This is a genomic window from Arthrobacter sp. KUASC02, from assembly GCF_059739395.1.
The window spans coordinates 1050312-1066906 of record NZ_AP046053.1 but is presented as its reverse complement, the minus strand read 5'-3'; the positions used below and the strand labels follow the sequence as shown (position 1 = coordinate 1066906).

Sequence of the window (16595 nt, the reverse complement as noted above, 5' to 3'; positions counted from 1 at the left end):
TCAGTCGGCCCTCCCGCCGGATACGGTGGCCGGGGCCGCTGCGGCAGCCGGGGCGGTTTCGACGGCCTCCGCGATTTCGGCGGCTTGCGCGGTTACGGCGGCGGGGGCTGCCGTAACCGGCGGCAGCGCTACGTGGGAGGCGGGTTCCAGGGGACCTTCGAAAATCAGCTGGTCCAGCCTGCGGAGGATCAGTCCTTCACGCAACGCCCACGGGCAGATCTTGACCTTCTTGAATTCGAAGAGTTCCAGGGCGGCCTCGGCCACGAGTGCTCCCGCGAGGAGCTGGTTGGCGCGGGCTTCGGAGACGCCGGGGAGGTGCAGCCGGTCCTCGGTTTTCATGGCCGATATCCGCTGGGCCCAGATGCCGAGGTCCGTGGCGCCCAGTTGGCGCTTAACGTACGGTCCGGCGGCGCTCGGGGCAGCGCCGGCTATGCGCGCCAGGGAGCGGAAGGTTTTGGACGTCCCGGCCACCACGTTGGCCCTGCCCAGCTCATTGAAGCTTTTGACAGCGGGTTTCAGGGTGGCCCGGATGTAGCGCCGGAGCTCCTTGACGCTCTTGGCCGTGGGCGGGTCCTCGTGCAGCCAGTCGCGGGTGAGGCGGCTTGCTCCCAGCGGCACGGAGGTGGCCAGTTCCGGCAGCTCATCCTGGCCCAGGGCCATTTCGAAGGAGCCGCCGCCGATGTCGAGGTTCAGGATCGGTCCGGCGCCCCAGCCGTACCAGCGCCGGACCGCAAAGAACGTCATGGACGCTTCCTCGCTGCCGGTGAGTTCCTGGAGCGTCACCGTGGTTTCGTGCTTGACCCTGGCCAGCACGGCCGGCCCGTTGGTGGCTTCGCGGATGGCCGACGTACAAAAGGCCAGCAAGTCCTGGGCTTTGTGCTTGGCAGCGAACTCCCACGCTTCCAGGACGAATTCGATGAGCTCGTGCTGGCCGGCGTCGTTGATGTTTCCCTCGGCGTCGAGGAACTGCACGAGCGACAACGGGCGTTTGTGCGAGGCAAAGGGCACCGGCCGAGCGCCGGGATGCGCATCAACCAGGAGCAGGTGGACGGTGTTTGATCCTATGTCGAGGACGCCAAGACGCATTCTGCCATTATTCACCGATAGCAAGCCGCCGGCGCAACTGCGTCGGCGGCTTGCCCGTCCGCGTCGGGATTAAAGCAGCTGCTACTCGGCTGCTGCTTCGGCGGAATCCTCTGACGGCTGGTCCGCCCGCTTGAAGTCACGGCGGATGTTGGCCACGCCCTCGGGATCGATTTCAAAGCCGAAGGCGCTGCCCGGATTGATCACCATGCCGAGCTCGTCGCCGAGGTTGCCGATGATGGCGGCGCCCTGGGTGCCCAGGACGTTGGGGGCCGCGTCGAGGAACTGCTGGTCCACCCGGCTCGGGTGCGAGAAGACGGCAAGTACGGGCTTGCCCTCGGCGTTGGAGAGCACCAGGGGCTCCACCTGCGCGTCTTCGCCTTCAAGGGCGTCGGAGCTGATGATGTAGACCTCGTTGTTGAGGAAGGACAGGATGACGTCCACCGGGTTGGCATCCGGGTGGTCACCTGTGGCGAGCTTCTCTTCGAGGTCGTTCAGGGGCTGGATTTCCGCGGGTGCAGGCTGTTCAGTCATGTCTCTACTCGACCACGTTTGCCGGGCGGGGCGCAAACGTGCGGCGTCCGGCTTCGACTTCGTGGGTGCGGGCCGGGGGCTGTGTTCCGGAACGGAGCCCCCGGCCCGCACCCACGGCCTCAGCCACGCAGGAGCCGCAGCAGCCGCACTTTCATGCCCCGCTCGTCGAACAGGTCCTTCCAGCCAATGCGCAGGATCCGCCACCCCTGCTCGGTCAACAGCTTCTCCCGTTCCCGCTCCTCATAAATCACTTGGGCTGTCGGTTTGTAATCGAAGTACTTTGACTTCCCATCGAATTCCAAAGCGGCGCGGAGTTCCGGCCATGCGAAGTCGAACCGGTAGGTACCACGGGCTGTTTGCACCGGAAACTGGAGCACAGGGGCAGGAAACGTCAACCGCGCAATGACGTCCCTGGTCAACGACTCGCCGGGCGACTCGGACAGTGGGTCCGCAAAAGCCAGCGCCCGGCGGAGGCCGGCCACGCCCCGGACCCCGGCCAGCCGGGTGCACTCCGATTCCAGCCAGTGCCGATCCGCTCCGCTCCGTAGCCCGTGGTCGAGGAGGATCAGTGCCTGCCGGTAGCTGAGCATCCGGGCGCAGTCCAACACCGTTCGGTCCAATGACGTTACTGGCAGACCGCCTACCTCGATGCGGTCGCTGTCCAGGATATGAGCTGAATGCGCCCTGACATCGGCAGCGTGGGAACCCCGGGCCGCGTGGTAGGGAATGGTCACGTGAATCAGTTGGTCGGCCCGCCACAGATACAGGCGGTGCAACCGGGCGGCGGACGTGTGGCTGAACGTCAGGCCGTCGGCCGTCGCCGGCAGGGTCCGCTTGCTGTAGGCGACGAGCCGCGCACGCCCCCGGTCACCGTCAGAAAGGGCATTCCAGTAGCTGCCGCGGGCCATGATGCCAGTGCGTACTCGGACGAGGACGCCAGCAAGGAGGTGCTCGCTGATGCGCCGTTTGCTGAGACCCTGGGCCAGCAGCTCTTCCGTCCGCCACATGACGTCGCCGGCCGGTAGCAGACTCCCGGGTACGACGGCGGCACTGCTCACGGGGCCCGTGGGCATGACGCGAGCGGACGCGATGGAGGGGAACGGCGTGGCCTCCGCCCAGATGTTAGCGAGCGGATCTGTGGCTTCACGCGGCTGGGGCATTCCCTGATTGTTCATTGCACCAGCCTCCACTGGCGTCGGGAAGCGCGGAAGCACGGCGCCGGGCCATGTGGAGAACCCAGGACGTGGGTGCGGGCCGTGGGCTGCGTTTCGGAACGCAGTCCACGGCCCGCACCCACCGTCTCGGGCGGAAGGGCCCCTACTTCTTGGCAGCGGCCTTCTTCTTAGCGGGGGCCTTGCGTGCGGCGGGACGCTTGGCCGGGCCCTTGGCACGCTTCTCCGCCAGGAGTTCCACGGCCTGCTCGCGCGTCAGTTCCTCCAGGGAGGTGGCGCGCGGAACGGTGATGTTGGTGATGCCGTCGGTGATGTACGGTCCGAAGCGGCCTTCCTTGACCACGATGTTCTTTTCGGACACCGGGTCCGGGCCGAACTCGGCGAGCGGCGGCACGGCGGCGCGCGCACCCCTCTGCTTGGGCTGGGAGTAGATCTCCAGCGCCTGCTCCAGCGTGATCGTGAAGATTTCCTCTTCGGAACCGATGGACCGCGAGTCCGTGCCCTTCTTCAGGTACGGGCCGAAGCGGCCGTTCTGCACGGTGATGACGTTGCCTTCGGCGTCCTCGCCGAGTACGCGCGGCAGGCTCATAAGCTGCAGGGCCTCTTCCAGGCTGACCGTGTCCACGCTCATCGAGGCGAACAGCGAGCCGGTGCGCGGCTTGGCCTTTACGGGCTTCTTCGGCGGCTTGGGCTTGCCGTTCTTGTAGTACTCCACCGGCTGGTTGGCGAGCTGCTCGTCGGTCATTTCCGGAATGACTTCCGTAACGTAGGCGCCGTAGCGGCCGTTCTTGGCCACCACCGTGTGACCGGTGTGCGGGTCATCGCCAAGGACACGCTCCTCCGGAGCGGCCGTCTCCATCAGTTCCTTGGCCTTGGCGGCAGTCAGCTCATCCGGAGCCAGGTCCTCGGGGACGTTCGCGCGGGCAGACTCAACCACTTCGCCGGTCTTCGGGTCGACCGTGGGGATGGAGCTTTCCAGGTACGGGCCGAACTTGCCCACACGAAGGGTGATGCCCTCGGCGATCGGCACGGAGTTGATTTCCTTGGCGTCGATTTCACCAAGGTTGTTGACGATGCTCAAGAGACCGGGGTCGGAGTCTTCGCCGTAGTAGAAGTGCTTGAGCCAGGCGGCGCCCACGGCCTGGCCGTTGGCGATCTTGTCCAGGTCGCCTTCCATGTCCGCGGTGAACTCGTAGTCCACGTAGTCGTGGAAGTGCTGTTCGAGCAGCCGGATCACGGAGAAGGCGATCCAGCTCGGGACCAGCGCGGAGCCCTGCTTTCGCACGTAGCCGCGGTCCTGGATGGTGGAAATGGTGGAGGCATAGGTGGACGGGCGTCCGATGCCCTTCTTTTCCAGCTCCGCCGTCAGGGAGGCTTCCGTGTAGCGCGGCGGCGGCGAGGTTTCGTGGCCAACGGCAATGATGTCCGAGGCGGTGAGTGCATCGTCCTTGGCCACGTTGGGCAGGCGGCGGGCTTCCTCGGAATCGTCGTCGCCGCGGCTTTCGTCCTTGCCTTCCTCGTAGGCTGCAAGGAAGCCGGGGAACGTGATGACCGTGCCGGAGGCGGAGAACTCGGCGTCCCGGCCGTCCGCTGCCACCGCGCCCAGGCGGATGGTGGCCGTGGAGCCCTTGGCGTCGCCCATCTGGGAGGCGACGGTGCGCTTCCAGATGAGCTCGTAGAGCCGGAATTCGTCGCCGGACAGCTGCTTGGCTACCTGCGCCGGGGTGCGGAAGGAGTCACCGGCGGGGCGGATAGCTTCGTGGGCTTCCTGCGCGTTGGCGGCCTTGCCCGTGTAGACCCGGGGCGACTGCGGCACGTACTCCGGTCCATAGAGCTCGGACGCCTGGCGCCGGGCGGCCGTCACTGCTTCGTCACTCAGCGCGGAGGAGTCCGTACGCATGTAGGTGATGTAGCCGTTTTCGTAGAGGCGCTGGGCCACCTGCATGGTGCTCTTGGAGGAGAACCGCAGCTTTCGCCCGGCTTCCTGCTGCAGCGTGGACGTGGTGAACGGAGCGGCCGGACGGCGGGTGTACGGCTTGGTGTCGACGGAGCGGACACGGAACTCGGCGCTCTGCAGGCCTGCCGCGAGGGACGTGGCGAGTTCCTCGTTCAGGTGCGCGACGTTGCGCGAGGTGAGTTCGCCGTTGTCGTTGAAATCGCGGCCGCTGGCCACCTTGGCGCCATCAACGGCCGCCAGCTTCGCTTTGAAAGAGGAAGCAGCACCCGAGCCGGCGCCGAACTGGCCCGTGAGGTCCCAGTAGGACGCGGCCTTGAAGGCCATGCGTTCCCGTTCACGGTCCACCACCATGCGGGTGACCACGGACTGGACGCGGCCGGCTGACAGGCCGCGGGCCACCTTGCGCCACAGCACCGGGGAAATTTCGTAGCCGTACAGGCGGTCCAGCACGCGGCGGGTTTCCTGTGCATCCACCAGGTCCTGGTCGACGTCGCGCAGGTTGCCCATGGCGCGCTGGATGGCTTCCTTGGTGATTTCGCCGAAGGTCATCCGGTACACCGGCACCTTGGGCTTGAGTACTTCCAGCAGGTGCCACGCGATGGCCTCGCCCTCGCGGTCCCCATCGGTTGCGAGGTAGAGTTCGTCGGCGTCCTTGAGCGCAGCCTTGAGCTCAGTCACCTTCTTCTTCTTGTCCGCGGACACCACGTAGTACGGCTTGAAGTCGTTTTCGATGTCGACGGCGAACTTGCCGATGGAGGTCTTCTTGAGTTCGGCAGGGAGCTCCGAAGGCTGCGGCAGGTCACGGATGTGACCGATGGAAGCCTCCACGATAAAGCCCTCGCCCAGGTACTTGGCGATGGTCTTGCTCTTGGCCGGAGACTCCACGATCACGAGTTTTTTGCCGGTTTTGGCCTTGCTTGGCACGGTGCTCCTACAGAAAAAGGTTGGCTCGGGCAGATGAGCCCATACTCGCCTAGTTCACCATATTTTGAAGGATGATGCGCATTCATGTGGAAAACGGGTGCCGGGCATCACTTACGGTCGTCAGGAATCATGGACCACATCGTGGCCATTCTCTCGGCGCCGTGGGGAACTTGGTCCGGGTCTTCGAGCTCGTAATCCTTGAGCAGCCCGAACACCTTGGCGGTGAGCTCGGAGCGCTGCGCCGGTGTCAGGTACAGCAGGTTGCTGGAGAGCACCACGACACCGGGCGCCTCGGTCGATTCGCTGTTCTTCCGGCGTTCGTCACGGACCTTGGCGTAGGCGTTGACCCTGCGCCGGAAGGCATCCAGCTCCAGGTCGAGGACGGCAAACTCGGGGCTGGCCACTCCCCCGCCTGAATTGATGGTGAAGTCCGTTCCGGCGGCCCGCCACCGGCGTTCCCTGGCGTCGCCGGCAGTGGCGGCCGGCTCCACGATTCCCCATTTCTGCAAGGCCCGCAGGTGGTAGCTCATGGCGCTCGGCGTCAGGCCGGTCTGCGCGGCAAGCTCCGTCGCCGTCCGGCTGACCTGCGTGGAATACAGTTCCGAGATCACTTCCAGCCGTGCCGCATGGGCCAGCGCGCGGATGGCCTTCGGGTCGGTGATCTCCACCTTCTTTTCCGGCCGTGCCCTGCGTTTGGCACCCTCTTGTGCGGCCGGCTCCGTTTCTGGAGTTTCTGCATTCACGACTCCATTCTATCGGCGATCAGCCAACTCTGAAAGAAACGCTTGACATTCCATCGCACCGGGGAGTAGTTTCGCGGACATGGGGGACATGGCCGGGAGATCGCCTGCCTTAATACAAGTAAATCCAGCGCTTTGGCGAAACCGGGACTTCCTGTTGGCAAGCAGTGCCCGGTTCCTGGCTGCCACCGGCATGGGTGCCGTGGTGGTCAGCGTAATGCTGCATCTGCAGGCACTGACCGCGGCCGGCACCGTCACGCTCGCGGGCTCCTGGCTCGTGGCCGCCTACCTGCTGTGCTCGGCCCTGCCGCTGGTGATCCTTGCCCCCTGGGCCGGGCGGCTCGCTGACACGAGGGATTCCCGGACAATCGCGACGGCGGCCTCCGCCGGAAGTGCCGCAGCCATTGCAGGCATGGGCCTAAGCATGCACTACCTGGAAAACTACATTCCCGTGCTCTTCGCCCTCACGTTCCTGCTGAACGCCTGCCAGGCCGTGGCCGGCCCGACGTTTCAGGCCCTGCTGCCCCGCATTGTCGGGGAAGAGCGGACACCCAGGGCCGTGGGAACCATGCAGGCAACCATCATGATCGCGGGAATGGCAGGGCCTGCGGCAGGCGGAGTGCTTAGTGGGTGGGGCGGTTCGCTGCTGGTGTTTTCCGTGGCAAGCGCCCTCTACGTCCTGATGGGAGTGGGCGCGTTCCTGATCCGGACCCGGAGGGGCACCTCCGCCGAACGAGCCGGCAGGAAGCTGCCCGCTTTGATGGACGGGCTCCGGCTTATCCGGCGGGACAGCCTGGTGTGGGCCCTGGTGCTCGGCGCACTGTTCTTTATTGCCGTGGGGGAAGCAACCAACGTCCTTGAAGTTTTCCTCGTCCGGGGCGAGATGGGCGCGTCCGAAACGCAATACGGCCTGCTCGTGGCCTCTTTTGCCCTGGGAATGGCCGCCGGAGCCGTTCTCGCCGCCCGCATCACATCAGCCCCGGTCAGGCTCCGCGTCCTCCTGGGGTCCATGGCGCTGACGTCCACGGTACTCGCGGTCATCGGGCTGGTGCCCACCGTGGAGCTGATGTTCGTGGCCTACACCGGGATGGGAGTCTTCTGCGGTGTCCTCAACGCCTGCTTCGGAGCGATCGTCATCCTTCGGATGCCCGAGGAAGGCCGCGGGCAGGCGATGTCCATGATCGGCGGCCTGACCCGCGCCATCACCGTGGTGGCGTTGGCGTTCGGGGGCCTACTCGGCGTCCTGCTGCCGGTCCGGGCCGCCTTCCTGCTGGTCGGCGGCATCGGCGCGCTGGTGTCGCTGGCCATCGCGATTACTGTTCTGTGGCGCTTCGGTTCAGACCCGGACGGTCCGGCGGAACCGCCCGCCGTGTCCGGTTCAGGCCGGCAGGAGGAACCCGTCGAGGACCAGGTTCCGGACTTCGGCGAGGAGCCCGTTCCGGAACGTTTCGCCGTCGAACCCGTCGCCCCCGCCCAGCAGCGCTTCAAGGGCACCGGTGATCTGCCCGACGGACAGATCACCGTCGCACGCTGACACGAAGCCGGCAAGCTCAGTACTGAGCAGGTTGGTGCGCCGAAGCCCCGAGCCCTGGCGCAACAGGATCACGCCGGGGTGTTCCGCACCGGGCCGCTGGTGGCGCTCCTCCGTGACGTCCTCCGCCACCAGCAGGTGGGTGGCGGCAAGATTGTTCGCGGCCACCCAGTCCGCCCGCTCCACCGCTGCGCCCAGGCACGGGCCAATGGGCTGCTCGATGGGATAGGTGATTTCCTCGAAGCGGCTGATGACCGGCCGGACGCCCGCGGCGGGGCGCCGGAGGAAGATCATGCCGAAGCCGATCCCGGCCACGTTGCGTGAGGCAAAGTCGTCCAGGTAGGCGGCGTAGGCGTCCTGGTAGTGCTGCCGGTCGCGGGACTCGGAGGCGTCCCGCAGCCACGTTTCGGCGTACTGTTCCGGGCCCACGAGCTCGCGCTGGATGAACCAGGCGTCCACGTCCGGTCCGGCCCAGCTTTGCGGCCTTTCCTGCCAGGCGGTCCCCGCCGTGACCTCCCAGTTGCCCAGGAGCTGGGCTGTTCCGGCCGGGGCCAGGACGGACGGCAGTTCGCGGACCAGCGACGCAACAATGTCGTCTCCGGGCAGCCCGCCGTCGCGGTAGGTGAATTGGTCCGCGGCGGCCTCTCCCAGGCTCCGGGGCGTGATCACGAACGGCGGATTGGACACCACCAGGTCGAAGGTTTCGCCGGCCACGGGTTCCAGCAGCGAACCCAGGCGCAGGCTTATCCGGTCCTCCGGCCTGGCGGGGTCGATGCGCAGTGCTTCGGCGTTGAGGAGCAGGTTGAACCGGGTGAAGGCAAGGGCCCGTGCCGAGATGTCCGTAGCTGTCACGTGGTCCGCGTGTTGCAGGAGGTGGAAGGTCTGGATGCCGCAGCCGGTGCCCAGATCCAGGGCTTTGGAAACCTGCCGGCGGATGGTGGTCTGCACCAGCGTGGTGGAGGCCTGCCCGATGCCCAGCACATGGTCGTGGCGCAGGACGCCGGGCTGCTGATGCGCCGCGAGGTCGCTGGCCACCCACAGCTCGGCCCCGCCGCCATTGTCCGCGTCGGTTTCGTCCGCACCCGCCGCGGCATTGCCGCTCCAGCCGTACGGCCGGAGGTCAGCCTTTGCCCTGACGGTTCCCGAAGCGGAATCCGTGCCGGTCTCCTCCGCCGCGGACGGTTCGACGAGCCCCAGCGTGAGGAGGCCCTCGGTGCGGATCCCCGGGAGGGCGGCGTCGAGCACTTCAGCATGCTGGGGCACGGCCAGGAGCCACAGGCGTACGACGGCGGCGAGCGCCGCTGCGTCGGGGTCACCTTTCGCGGCGGCTTCTGTGGCGATCAGCGACGGGATGAGCTGGTCCCGGCCGAGCGCAGAGTAAGCGGATTCGCCGAGCAGCGCGGCGACTCCGTCGACCGTGTACCCGATGCCGCGCAGGTCCGCGGCGAGGGCGGACAGCAGCTCCGGGAGGTCGCTGCGAGGGGCGTCGGGAGTGTTGCCGGACGTGAAGTGCATAGCTGTTTCAGTCACTGAGCAAGTCTATGGTTCCGGGATGCGCCCGCCGGCCTGCGCTTGCCGGAGTTCCCACACCCGGGGTCGCCGGGCCGATTCACTGGGATCAGTCCGCCTTCGGCGGGATTGTCGGCAGCACCACCTATGCTTCTGAGCATGAGCCGCAAAAGTGTGATCTTCGTTGACGCAGGTTTCCTCCTGGCCACGGGCGGGCTGCGGGTCACCGGGAACTCGCTGCGTTCAGCATTTTCGGTCCAGTACAAGAACCTTGTGGACGGCATCCAGGAATTTGTCAGCGAGCGCGACAGCCGGGATCTGCTGAGGATGTACTGGTATGACGCGGCCAAGGACGGAGTGTTCAGCGACGAACACAAGCGGATCGGCCTGCTGCCGGGGGTCAAGGTCCGGTTGGGCCGGATGTCTTATAACGGCGAGCAGAAGGGTGTGGACCTCAAGCTCGGCCTGGACCTCGTGGGAGTTGCGCGGAACCGTTCGGCCGACGTCGCCTACCTGTTGTCCGGCGACGACGACCTTGCCGAAGCGGTGGAAGCAGCCCAGGACCTCGGCATGAAAGTGGTGCTGCTGGGGATTGAAAACCAGGGCCACCGGCTTGGCGTCACGGCAGTGGCCGAGCATCTGGCGCTTCAGGTAGACGACATCGCCACCCTGCCGCAGTCGCTCTTGGACCGCTGCTTTGCGAAGTCGGCGCCGGTGGCGGAGGCTGCCGCCCAGGCTGCTGCGCCGGCCGGCGCCAGCCTGGGCAACGGTGTTTCAAGCAACGGCGCGGGCCATGCTCCCGGTACGAGGCCGGTTCCGGGGCCGGGTGTTTTGCCGGCCTTCAGTCCCGCGGGGCCGGAAGCAGGCGCTGCCACGGCCTCGGGTCCCGAGGCTGCCGGGCCTCCCGCCGGCGCCGAGCCCGCCGATGATTCCGTGTCCGCTGCTGCCAGCCCGGCAGGCACCCCCGGCCGCCCGGTGCCGACGCCGGGCCCACGGCGGGCACCGCAGGACCTGCGGCCGGTCCCGGCAGCCGGTATGGTGCGCCGCGAACCGGTGTATTCCACCGCAACAGGTGCCCCCGCTGCCCAGAGCCCGTGGTTCGACCTGGTGGAGAGCGCCGAAGCGGTGGCAGTCAGCCTCGCGGACAACTGGCACGGCAGCGTCAGCCAGCGGGAACTCAACGAACTCCTCGCAGAGCGTCCGCTGCTCCCGCCGACGATTGACCGGGTCCTGATCAAGGACTGTGCCGCGAAGATCGGCGAAGCGAAGACGGACCTCCAGGACATCCGGAAGGCCATCAGGGCTGCGTTCTGGCGCCGCCTCGACGAGCTGGTGTAACAGCGCCACGGCAACGCCCCGCAGAGGCTGGCCCGCATGAGTTGGTTGCGGCCCGGGCTGGTTCCGGGGCACCATGGTCCTATGCATCTGCAGCAACGATTTATCAGCCCTCGGCCGCTTCCCGGCCGCACGGGCTTCTTGTTGCGCGCATAATCTGCGGCCGCCGGGGTCCGTCCGGTGCAGCGGCTGAGGGTGATTCCTCCCGTCCCAAAGCTGCCCCAAAGGACCCCCATGAAGAACTATCTCTCCCTGACAGAACTCAATTCCGCACTCGCCCTGCGCGACCTGACTGACCCCGGCGCCGGAGCGCACGCCATGCAGCGGCTGCTGGCGGACGTGGTCACCGCGCTGCAACGGTGTTGGGATATCCCGACCGAAACCCACCGGCTCAATCCGCTGGTGGCCACCGCGGACAACTACGACAGGCTGGGCTATGCGCCAGGGGACGTGACCCGGGACTCCCGGTATTCGCGCCATGTCAGCCCCACCGTAATGCTGCGGAGCCACACGTCAGCGGGGATCCCGGCGCTCCTCGACTCACTCCGCGGCGAGCAGGGCCGCTACGACCGGCTGCATGTGCTGCCGGGGCTGGTCTACCGCCGGGACGCCATTGACCGCACGCACGTGGGTGCGCCGCACCAGGTTGATCTGTGGCGCATCAAGGCGCGCGGGCTGCTGGGGCCGGCTGATCTGCAAGCGATGATGGCGGCAGTTGTTGAAGCCGTTCTTCCGGCGGCTGAGCACCCCGGCGTGCAGTGGCGGGCCACCCCGGCCACGCACAGCTATACGGCGGCTGGCCGGCAGCTGGACGTGTTGGTCGCCCTGCCGGACGGCCGCAGCGAATGGCTGGAACTCGCCGAGTGCGGCCTGGTGGCTGCGCCCGTGCTGCGCAGCGCGGGGCTGGATCCCAGGAGGTGGGCCGGGCTGGCCTTGGGCATGGGGCTGGACAGGGCCCTCATGCTGCGCAAGGGCATGGATGACATCCGGCTGCTCCGTTCGGAAAATCCGGAGATCCAGGCGCAGCTGCTGGACCTGGCGCCCTACCGTCCGGTTTCACTCATGCCGGCAGTCCGCCGGGATCTCTCGCTGGTGCTCACGGGCCCGGCCGAGGCCGACGTCGAGCTGCTGGGCGACCGGGCACGCTCCGCCCTTGGCACGGAGGCCGATGTCCTTGCAGCCCTGGAGATCAAAGCGGTGACGCCGACGGCGGAGCTGCCGCCTGCCGCCGTCGACCGCCTCCGCATGGGACCGGGCGACGTCAATGTCCTGCTCCGGCTGGTGCTCCAGCCGCTCGACCGGACGCTGACCGATGAGCAGGCGAACCGGCTGCGGGACCGGGTGTATGTTGCGCTCCACCGGGGAAAAGTGCAGGAGCTGATCGCCGGGTAGGCCTTCCCCGGGGCTGGTCCGGGCCCCGGCCGGGGTCCGGACCAGCCCTTTTCAACAGGTAAGTTGGAGGTATGTTTTCACGTTCAACCGGGCCCCGGCGGCTGTCTGCGCTGAGGCGCGTCGTCGGCACGGCGGCCCTCGGCGCCAGCCTCGTGGTGGCCGCCTCGGCCTGCTCCCCGGCCGTGTCCATCGAGAACGCTGACGTCCCGGCGTGGAAGGCCACGGCCCTCCCGGCCGCCGGCGGGACCGTGCTGGAGGATGCCGGCAAGATCCTGAACCGGCAGCCGCTGGTGAAGGACGCCGCCGACATTCCCGCCGGCGTCTATACCCTGACCATGACGTGCGACGGCGGGGGCAAGGCCTTCTTCACGGTCAGTACCGGAGGAACGAAGCTCGCCGAAGCCGGCGCCGCCTGCAACGGCAGCCGCGAGCGCGCCAAAGTCACTGTCCCTGCCACCGGGCCCGTGCAAATCAGTGCCTCCAGCGTGGACGCCCCGCTCATCTACGCCTACCATTTGGCCGCGGCGGGCTAGCTGTGACTTGCACCGTCAGCGACGGTGCGTATGCTCAGGGGCATGTCAGCTCTTTGGGGGAAGCGGATGGTCAGCGTTGCTGCGGTTGTGCCTGTTCTGGCACTCCTCGCCGCCGTGCTGGGCGGTTGCGAGTACAGCACCGACACGTACGCGGAAGACGGCGATCCTGAGCAGTCCCAACCGCCCGCCGCTGCATCCCGGCCGCCGACGGATGCCGGCCGGGACCTCGCGGATTCTCGGGACGCCCGGCACAGCCCTCAGGACAACATCGACGCGCTGGCCGAACTGCTGGGCCGCCCTGACGGGAGCGGGCTCCCCTACGCTTCCGGCGGTACGGCCTCGTGGACTGCTGACATTCCTGCCGGGGAGTACTTCCTGACAGCTGTCTGCGTTGCCGCACCGGGCGCAGAACTGGTGGTGCGCCTGGGGACCGCTGCGCCGGAGCGGACCTCTTTCCGCTGCGGAATGGGCAAGGTGATGTACCTGGACCACAAGGGTGGCACGATCAGCGCCGAAGTCGTGGCACCCGCTGATGCGCCCTACGTCGTCACCGGCGTCAGGCTCGATCCCGACAAAGCGCCCCGCGGCCCCTCGTTCGCTCAAACAACAGCCTGGGCTGCAGGAGAACTCGGCCCCGTGCAGGCCGGCGAATTCCGGGGGTATCCGTGGGAAGGCCAGTGGCATCATTCCGGCGCGCCCGCAGTGGCCGGCATGCTGACCTTCACGTTCGTCTGCGACGGGCCCGTCATGGTGGAAGTCACCGTCCTCCAGCCCAGGGGGACAGATCTGTTCCAGGGCAGCATTCCCTGCGGCACGCCGTTTCCGGCCGATTTTCCGGTAGGACCCGAGGGCGTCATGGTGATGATGGATTCAAACAACTATCCCGTCCAGGCTGCCTACAGCCTGGTGCCCGCCGCCGGAGGCCGGCAGTGACAGGGATCCTGGCCCGACGCCGCGCGGCGGTGCTGGTGGCAGCGGCCCTGATCGCGGCCGCCGTCGCCGGGTGTGAATATGCGAACGACGTCGGCCCGGACCCGTCCCGCCCGGCTGGCCGGCCGGAAAATCCCCTCGGCGCAACACCCCTGCCCATCGCTTCGGCGGACCCCGCCCTGGTGGCTGAACTGGACCGGAACATGGCCGCCGTCGAACTGATGCTGGCGGACGTGCCGGAGGGTGCGGGCGGCGCTGCCGGGGGTATCAGCGGGCACAGCAGCAGCGGTGGCGGTTTGAGCTTCAGCGTCGTTCTGACGCAGGCGGGCACCTACACCGTCACCGTCGTCTGTGTGGGTGCCGTGGAAGCGCAGCTTCTGGTCACGTCCCGCGGATCCGCCGGAGGCTCCCATCGCATTGATTTTCCCTGCGGGGAACCGGTCGAACGGCAGGTTGAGCTGGGCACCGGTCCCGTCACCGCCCATATCGTAAGTCCGGACGAGGGCAGGATCCACAAAGCGGCGGTGGGGGCGGTACGAATTCTGGACCCGGCGCCCTGACGTCAGGACGCGCGCGTCGGCCGCGTCCGGCCGCCTCTGGTTCGGGCCTGTCCGCGGGCCTACAGTCAGAGTATGCACACGGTGCAGGCACCCCTGGTGCCACGGCGGACGGCCGCGGCAGCCGCCGTCGTGCTTTCCGGCGTTCTGGCCACCGGAGCCGCGCTGGGCGGCTGCGAGTACGTGTACGACGACGGCCGCGGGCCGCTGCCGACTGCAACGGCGCCGCCGTTTACGGATGCGGCCCTCCCGCAGGACCCGCGCCGGAACCTGCCGGTGACCGGCGCGGAACTGGATCAGTGGGTGGAACGGGTCCTGCCGGAGACGGCCGGACAGGTCTTCCATACTGGCTTCGGGCTGCTCAAGGCGGGCACCACACGGCAGGAAAGCACCGGGCACCTGCCCAGCGGGACATACTCGCTGACGCTGGCCTGCAAGAGCCCCCGCAGGGTGTCGTTCACGGTACGCAACGGGGAGCTCGCGCTCGTGGACCTGAGCCTGCGGTGCGGAACCTCAAGGGTGAATGTGATCCATGTGTCCAATGACGCCGTGCTCAGCGTGGAAATCGCGGCGCAGTCGGCGGCGAACTTCGCCTACCGGATCAGCCGGCTCTGAACACAGGACACTGCACACAGGACACTGGCTACGGGACTAGGCCGCGCAACCTTCCGGGCAGCGGAGGGTCTCCGGGCTGGAGGCGCAGTCCGCGCAGTAGAGCGTGAGGGTGCGGCAGCTGGAGTTGGAGCAGTTCTCGAACTTGCTGGTGGCGGCCGAACAGCGCACGCACTCGCCGATGGTCTTGGCGTCCTCGCTGAATTCGAGGTGCATGCGCTTGTCGAAAACGTAGAGCGATCCTTCCCAGAGGCCCTGGTCCTTGAAGGTTTCGCCGTAGCGGACAATTCCGCCGTCGAGCTGGTAGACCTCCTTGAAGCCTCGGTTCACCATGAGACTCGAGAGCACCTCGCAGCGGATTCCGCCGGTGCAGTACGTGACCACCGGCTTGTCCTTCAGGGAGTCGTACTTGCCGGAGTCGAGTTCCTTGATGAAGTCGTGCGTGGTGGCCACATCTGGAACTATCGCGTCCTTGAACTTGCCGATCTGGGCCTCGAACGCGTTGCGTCCGTCGAAGAACACCACGTCCTCGCCGCGTTCCTTCTTGGCGTCCACCAGCTGGTGGAGTTCCTCGGGCTTGAGATGCGTGCCTCCGCCCACCACGCCGTCGGCGTCCACCTGGAGTTCGCCGGGGGCACCGAAAGATACGATCTCATCCCGTACCTTGACGCTGAGGCGGGGGAAGTCGGCCGCTCCGCCGTCCGACCATTTGACGTCAATGCCGTGGAAGCCCTTGTATTCGCGGGTTGTCTTTACGTACTGCTTGACGGCGTTCAGCTCGCCGCCTACCGTGGCGTTGATGCCGTCCTTGGAGATGAGGATGCGGCCGGTGAGGCCCAGCTTTTCGCAGAGGGCGCGCTGCCACAGGCGCACGGCGTCAGGGTCCGCGATCGGAGTAAAGCCGTAAAAGAGCACAATTCGGTTCAAAGCCACGTGTTTAAGGGTACTTGGTGTCCGAAAGCGGCTGAAACGGGGCCTTTGCCTCTACCGGCGGCTCCGGTCACAATTCAGTAAGCAAGCCCGCTTCCCGGCCTGTACCCCCTGTTGCTTGCGGCAGGGCTGGAATACTCTCATCACATGAGCCCAGACGCCATGGTTGAAGACATCACCCGCCTCGTGGAAATCTGGGTGACCGGATGGGCCGGTTGCCGAGGCTACGAGACGCGAACGGAAGGCCGCTTCCCGGCCGCGCTCCGCGCGGACACCACCAAGGAGTGGGAGTACTTCGCCCACGATCCCTCTGACACCGAATTCGCCGAGCTCGCCGCCAAGACCGCCGAAGCTCCGGCCAGAATCCTTACCGTCCTGACCAACGATGTCGCCCGTTACACCTACCTGGCCCAGCAACACGGACTGAACGTCACCTCGGCGTCCCAGACGATGATGATCGTGGACATGGAAACCCAGGACTCCGAAGATCCTTGGCTTTCCGACGATGAACTGAAGCTGACCACCCTCAAGAAGGACAACGTCCACCACGCCGTGGTGCACGCCGGCGAAGCCGTTGCCGCCAGCGGACGCGTTTTCGTGGTGGGCCACACCGCCGTCTTCGACAAGATCGTCACGGAGCCGGACTACCAGCGGCGCGGGCTGGGAAGTTTCATCATGAAGGCGCTGGCGGCGCAGGCCTTCGAGCACGATGTGGAAAACGGCCTGCTGCTGGCTTCCCTGGACGGGCAGAAGCTCTACTCGCATCTGGGCTGGACAACCCTGTGCCATGTACTGATGCTGTCCGCCTCCGACGAAGGCTCCGATCTGTCCGTCGGCTGACTTTGGCCGGGCGGGC

14 protein-coding genes and 1 pseudogene are annotated in these 16595 nt (G+C 66.9%); 8 read left to right on the top strand and 7 right to left on the bottom strand.

The annotated features are described in order from the left end of the window. The 5 genes from AC6JAC_RS04920 to AC6JAC_RS04900 all read right to left on the bottom strand — a co-directional run bounded on the left by AC6JAC_RS04920 (position 1) and on the right by AC6JAC_RS04900 (position 6413). Complete coding sequence (locus tag AC6JAC_RS04920; protein ID WP_043437832.1) at positions 1–1086, bottom strand: Ppx/GppA phosphatase family protein; 1086 nt, start codon at positions 1084–1086, stop codon at positions 1–3. Positions 1087–1167: 81 nt separating this feature from the next. Further along, complete coding sequence (locus AC6JAC_RS04915) at positions 1168–1617, bottom strand: SseB family protein (RefSeq protein ID WP_028269932.1); 450 nt, start codon at positions 1615–1617, stop codon at positions 1168–1170. 119 nt (positions 1618–1736) lie between these two features. Then, positions 1737–2777, bottom strand: coding sequence for a type IV toxin-antitoxin system AbiEi family antitoxin domain-containing protein (locus AC6JAC_RS04910; RefSeq protein ID WP_497963633.1), 1041 nt, complete (start codon positions 2775–2777; stop codon positions 1737–1739). 157 nt (positions 2778–2934) lie between these two features. Further along, positions 2935–5670, bottom strand: coding sequence for a type I DNA topoisomerase (gene topA / locus AC6JAC_RS04905; RefSeq protein WP_028269930.1), 2736 nt, complete (start codon positions 5668–5670; stop codon positions 2935–2937). A 107-nt stretch (positions 5671–5777) separates the two neighbouring features. Next, positions 5778–6413, bottom strand: coding sequence for an ArsR/SmtB family transcription factor (locus tag AC6JAC_RS04900; protein ID WP_028269929.1), 636 nt, complete (start codon positions 6411–6413; stop codon positions 5778–5780). Positions 6414–6492: 79 nt separating this feature from the next. Here AC6JAC_RS04900 and AC6JAC_RS04895 point away from each other — a divergent pair. Beyond that, positions 6493–7773: pseudogene (locus tag AC6JAC_RS04895) on the top strand (MFS transporter); the annotation flags it as partial. Positions 7774–7788: 15 nt separating this feature from the next. Here AC6JAC_RS04895 and AC6JAC_RS04890 read toward each other — a convergent pair. Beyond that, the gene (locus tag AC6JAC_RS04890) at positions 7789–9456 is read right to left on the bottom strand and encodes a DUF7059 domain-containing protein (protein WP_043437829.1); all 1668 of its coding nucleotides are present in this window, start codon (positions 9454–9456) and stop codon (positions 7789–7791) included. A 153-nt stretch (positions 9457–9609) separates the two neighbouring features. Here AC6JAC_RS04890 and AC6JAC_RS04885 point away from each other — a divergent pair, with 153 nt between their 5' ends. From AC6JAC_RS04885 to AC6JAC_RS04860, 6 genes are all read left to right on the top strand, one after another. Continuing rightward, entirely contained in the window at positions 9610–10788 is a 1179-nt protein-coding gene (locus AC6JAC_RS04885; RefSeq protein WP_028269926.1) for an NYN domain-containing protein, read from the top strand. Between the two features lie 231 nt (positions 10789–11019). Continuing rightward, positions 11020–12177 carry a PheS-related mystery ligase SrmL gene (srmL, locus tag AC6JAC_RS04880; RefSeq protein WP_028269925.1) on the top strand — a complete coding sequence of 386 codons (1158 nt, stop codon included), beginning with the start codon at positions 11020–11022 and terminating at the stop codon, positions 12175–12177. A 71-nt stretch (positions 12178–12248) separates the two neighbouring features. Then, positions 12249–12710, top strand: a complete 462-nt coding sequence (locus AC6JAC_RS04875; protein ID WP_043437826.1) for a DUF6023 family protein — start codon at positions 12249–12251, stop codon at positions 12708–12710. Between the two features lie 42 nt (positions 12711–12752). Continuing rightward, entirely contained in the window at positions 12753–13643 is an 891-nt protein-coding gene (locus AC6JAC_RS04870; RefSeq protein WP_156037073.1) for a hypothetical protein, read from the top strand. Beyond that, the gene (locus AC6JAC_RS04865; RefSeq protein ID WP_028269922.1) at positions 13640–14200 is read left to right on the top strand and encodes a hypothetical protein; all 561 of its coding nucleotides are present in this window, start codon (positions 13640–13642) and stop codon (positions 14198–14200) included. Before AC6JAC_RS04870 ends, AC6JAC_RS04865 begins: the two co-directional genes overlap by 4 nt. 72 nt (positions 14201–14272) lie before the next feature. After that, the gene (locus tag AC6JAC_RS04860) at positions 14273–14812 is read left to right on the top strand and encodes a DUF6023 family protein (protein ID WP_043437823.1); all 540 of its coding nucleotides are present in this window, start codon (positions 14273–14275) and stop codon (positions 14810–14812) included. Between the two features lie 36 nt (positions 14813–14848). Here AC6JAC_RS04860 and trhO read toward each other — a convergent pair whose 3' ends face one another. Next, positions 14849–15742 carry an oxygen-dependent tRNA uridine(34) hydroxylase TrhO gene (gene trhO / locus AC6JAC_RS04855; protein WP_028269920.1) on the bottom strand — a complete coding sequence of 298 codons (894 nt, stop codon included), beginning with the start codon at positions 15740–15742 and terminating at the stop codon, positions 14849–14851. 144 nt (positions 15743–15886) lie between these two features. Here trhO and AC6JAC_RS04850 point away from each other — a divergent pair, with 144 nt between their 5' ends. Then, entirely contained in the window at positions 15887–16579 is a 693-nt protein-coding gene (locus tag AC6JAC_RS04850; protein ID WP_028269919.1) for a GNAT family N-acetyltransferase, read from the top strand. The last annotated feature ends 16 nt before the right edge of the window (positions 16580–16595 follow it).

Bases quoted from the DNA above. Each gene is read 5' to 3' on its own strand.
- AC6JAC_RS04920 (WP_043437832.1), bottom strand. From the start codon at position 1,086: ATGCGTCTTGGCGTCCTCGACATAGGATCAAACACCGTCCACCTGCTC.
- AC6JAC_RS04915 (WP_028269932.1), bottom strand. From the start codon at position 1,617: ATGACTGAACAGCCTGCACCCGCGGAAATCCAGCCCCTGAACGACCTC.
- AC6JAC_RS04910 (WP_497963633.1), bottom strand. From the start codon at position 2,777: ATGCCCCAGCCGCGTGAAGCCACAGATCCGCTCGCTAACATCTGGGCG.
- AC6JAC_RS04890 (WP_043437829.1), bottom strand. From the start codon at position 9,456: ATGCACTTCACGTCCGGCAACACTCCCGACGCCCCTCGCAGCGACCTC.
- AC6JAC_RS04885 (WP_028269926.1), top strand. From the start codon at position 9,610: ATGAGCCGCAAAAGTGTGATCTTCGTTGACGCAGGTTTCCTCCTGGCC.
- srmL (WP_028269925.1), top strand. From the start codon at position 11,020: ATGAAGAACTATCTCTCCCTGACAGAACTCAATTCCGCACTCGCCCTG.
- AC6JAC_RS04875 (WP_043437826.1), top strand. From the start codon at position 12,249: ATGTTTTCACGTTCAACCGGGCCCCGGCGGCTGTCTGCGCTGAGGCGC.
- AC6JAC_RS04870 (WP_156037073.1), top strand. From the start codon at position 12,753: ATGTCAGCTCTTTGGGGGAAGCGGATGGTCAGCGTTGCTGCGGTTGTG.
- AC6JAC_RS04860 (WP_043437823.1), top strand. From the start codon at position 14,273: ATGCACACGGTGCAGGCACCCCTGGTGCCACGGCGGACGGCCGCGGCA.
- AC6JAC_RS04850 (WP_028269919.1), top strand. From the start codon at position 15,887: ATGAGCCCAGACGCCATGGTTGAAGACATCACCCGCCTCGTGGAAATC.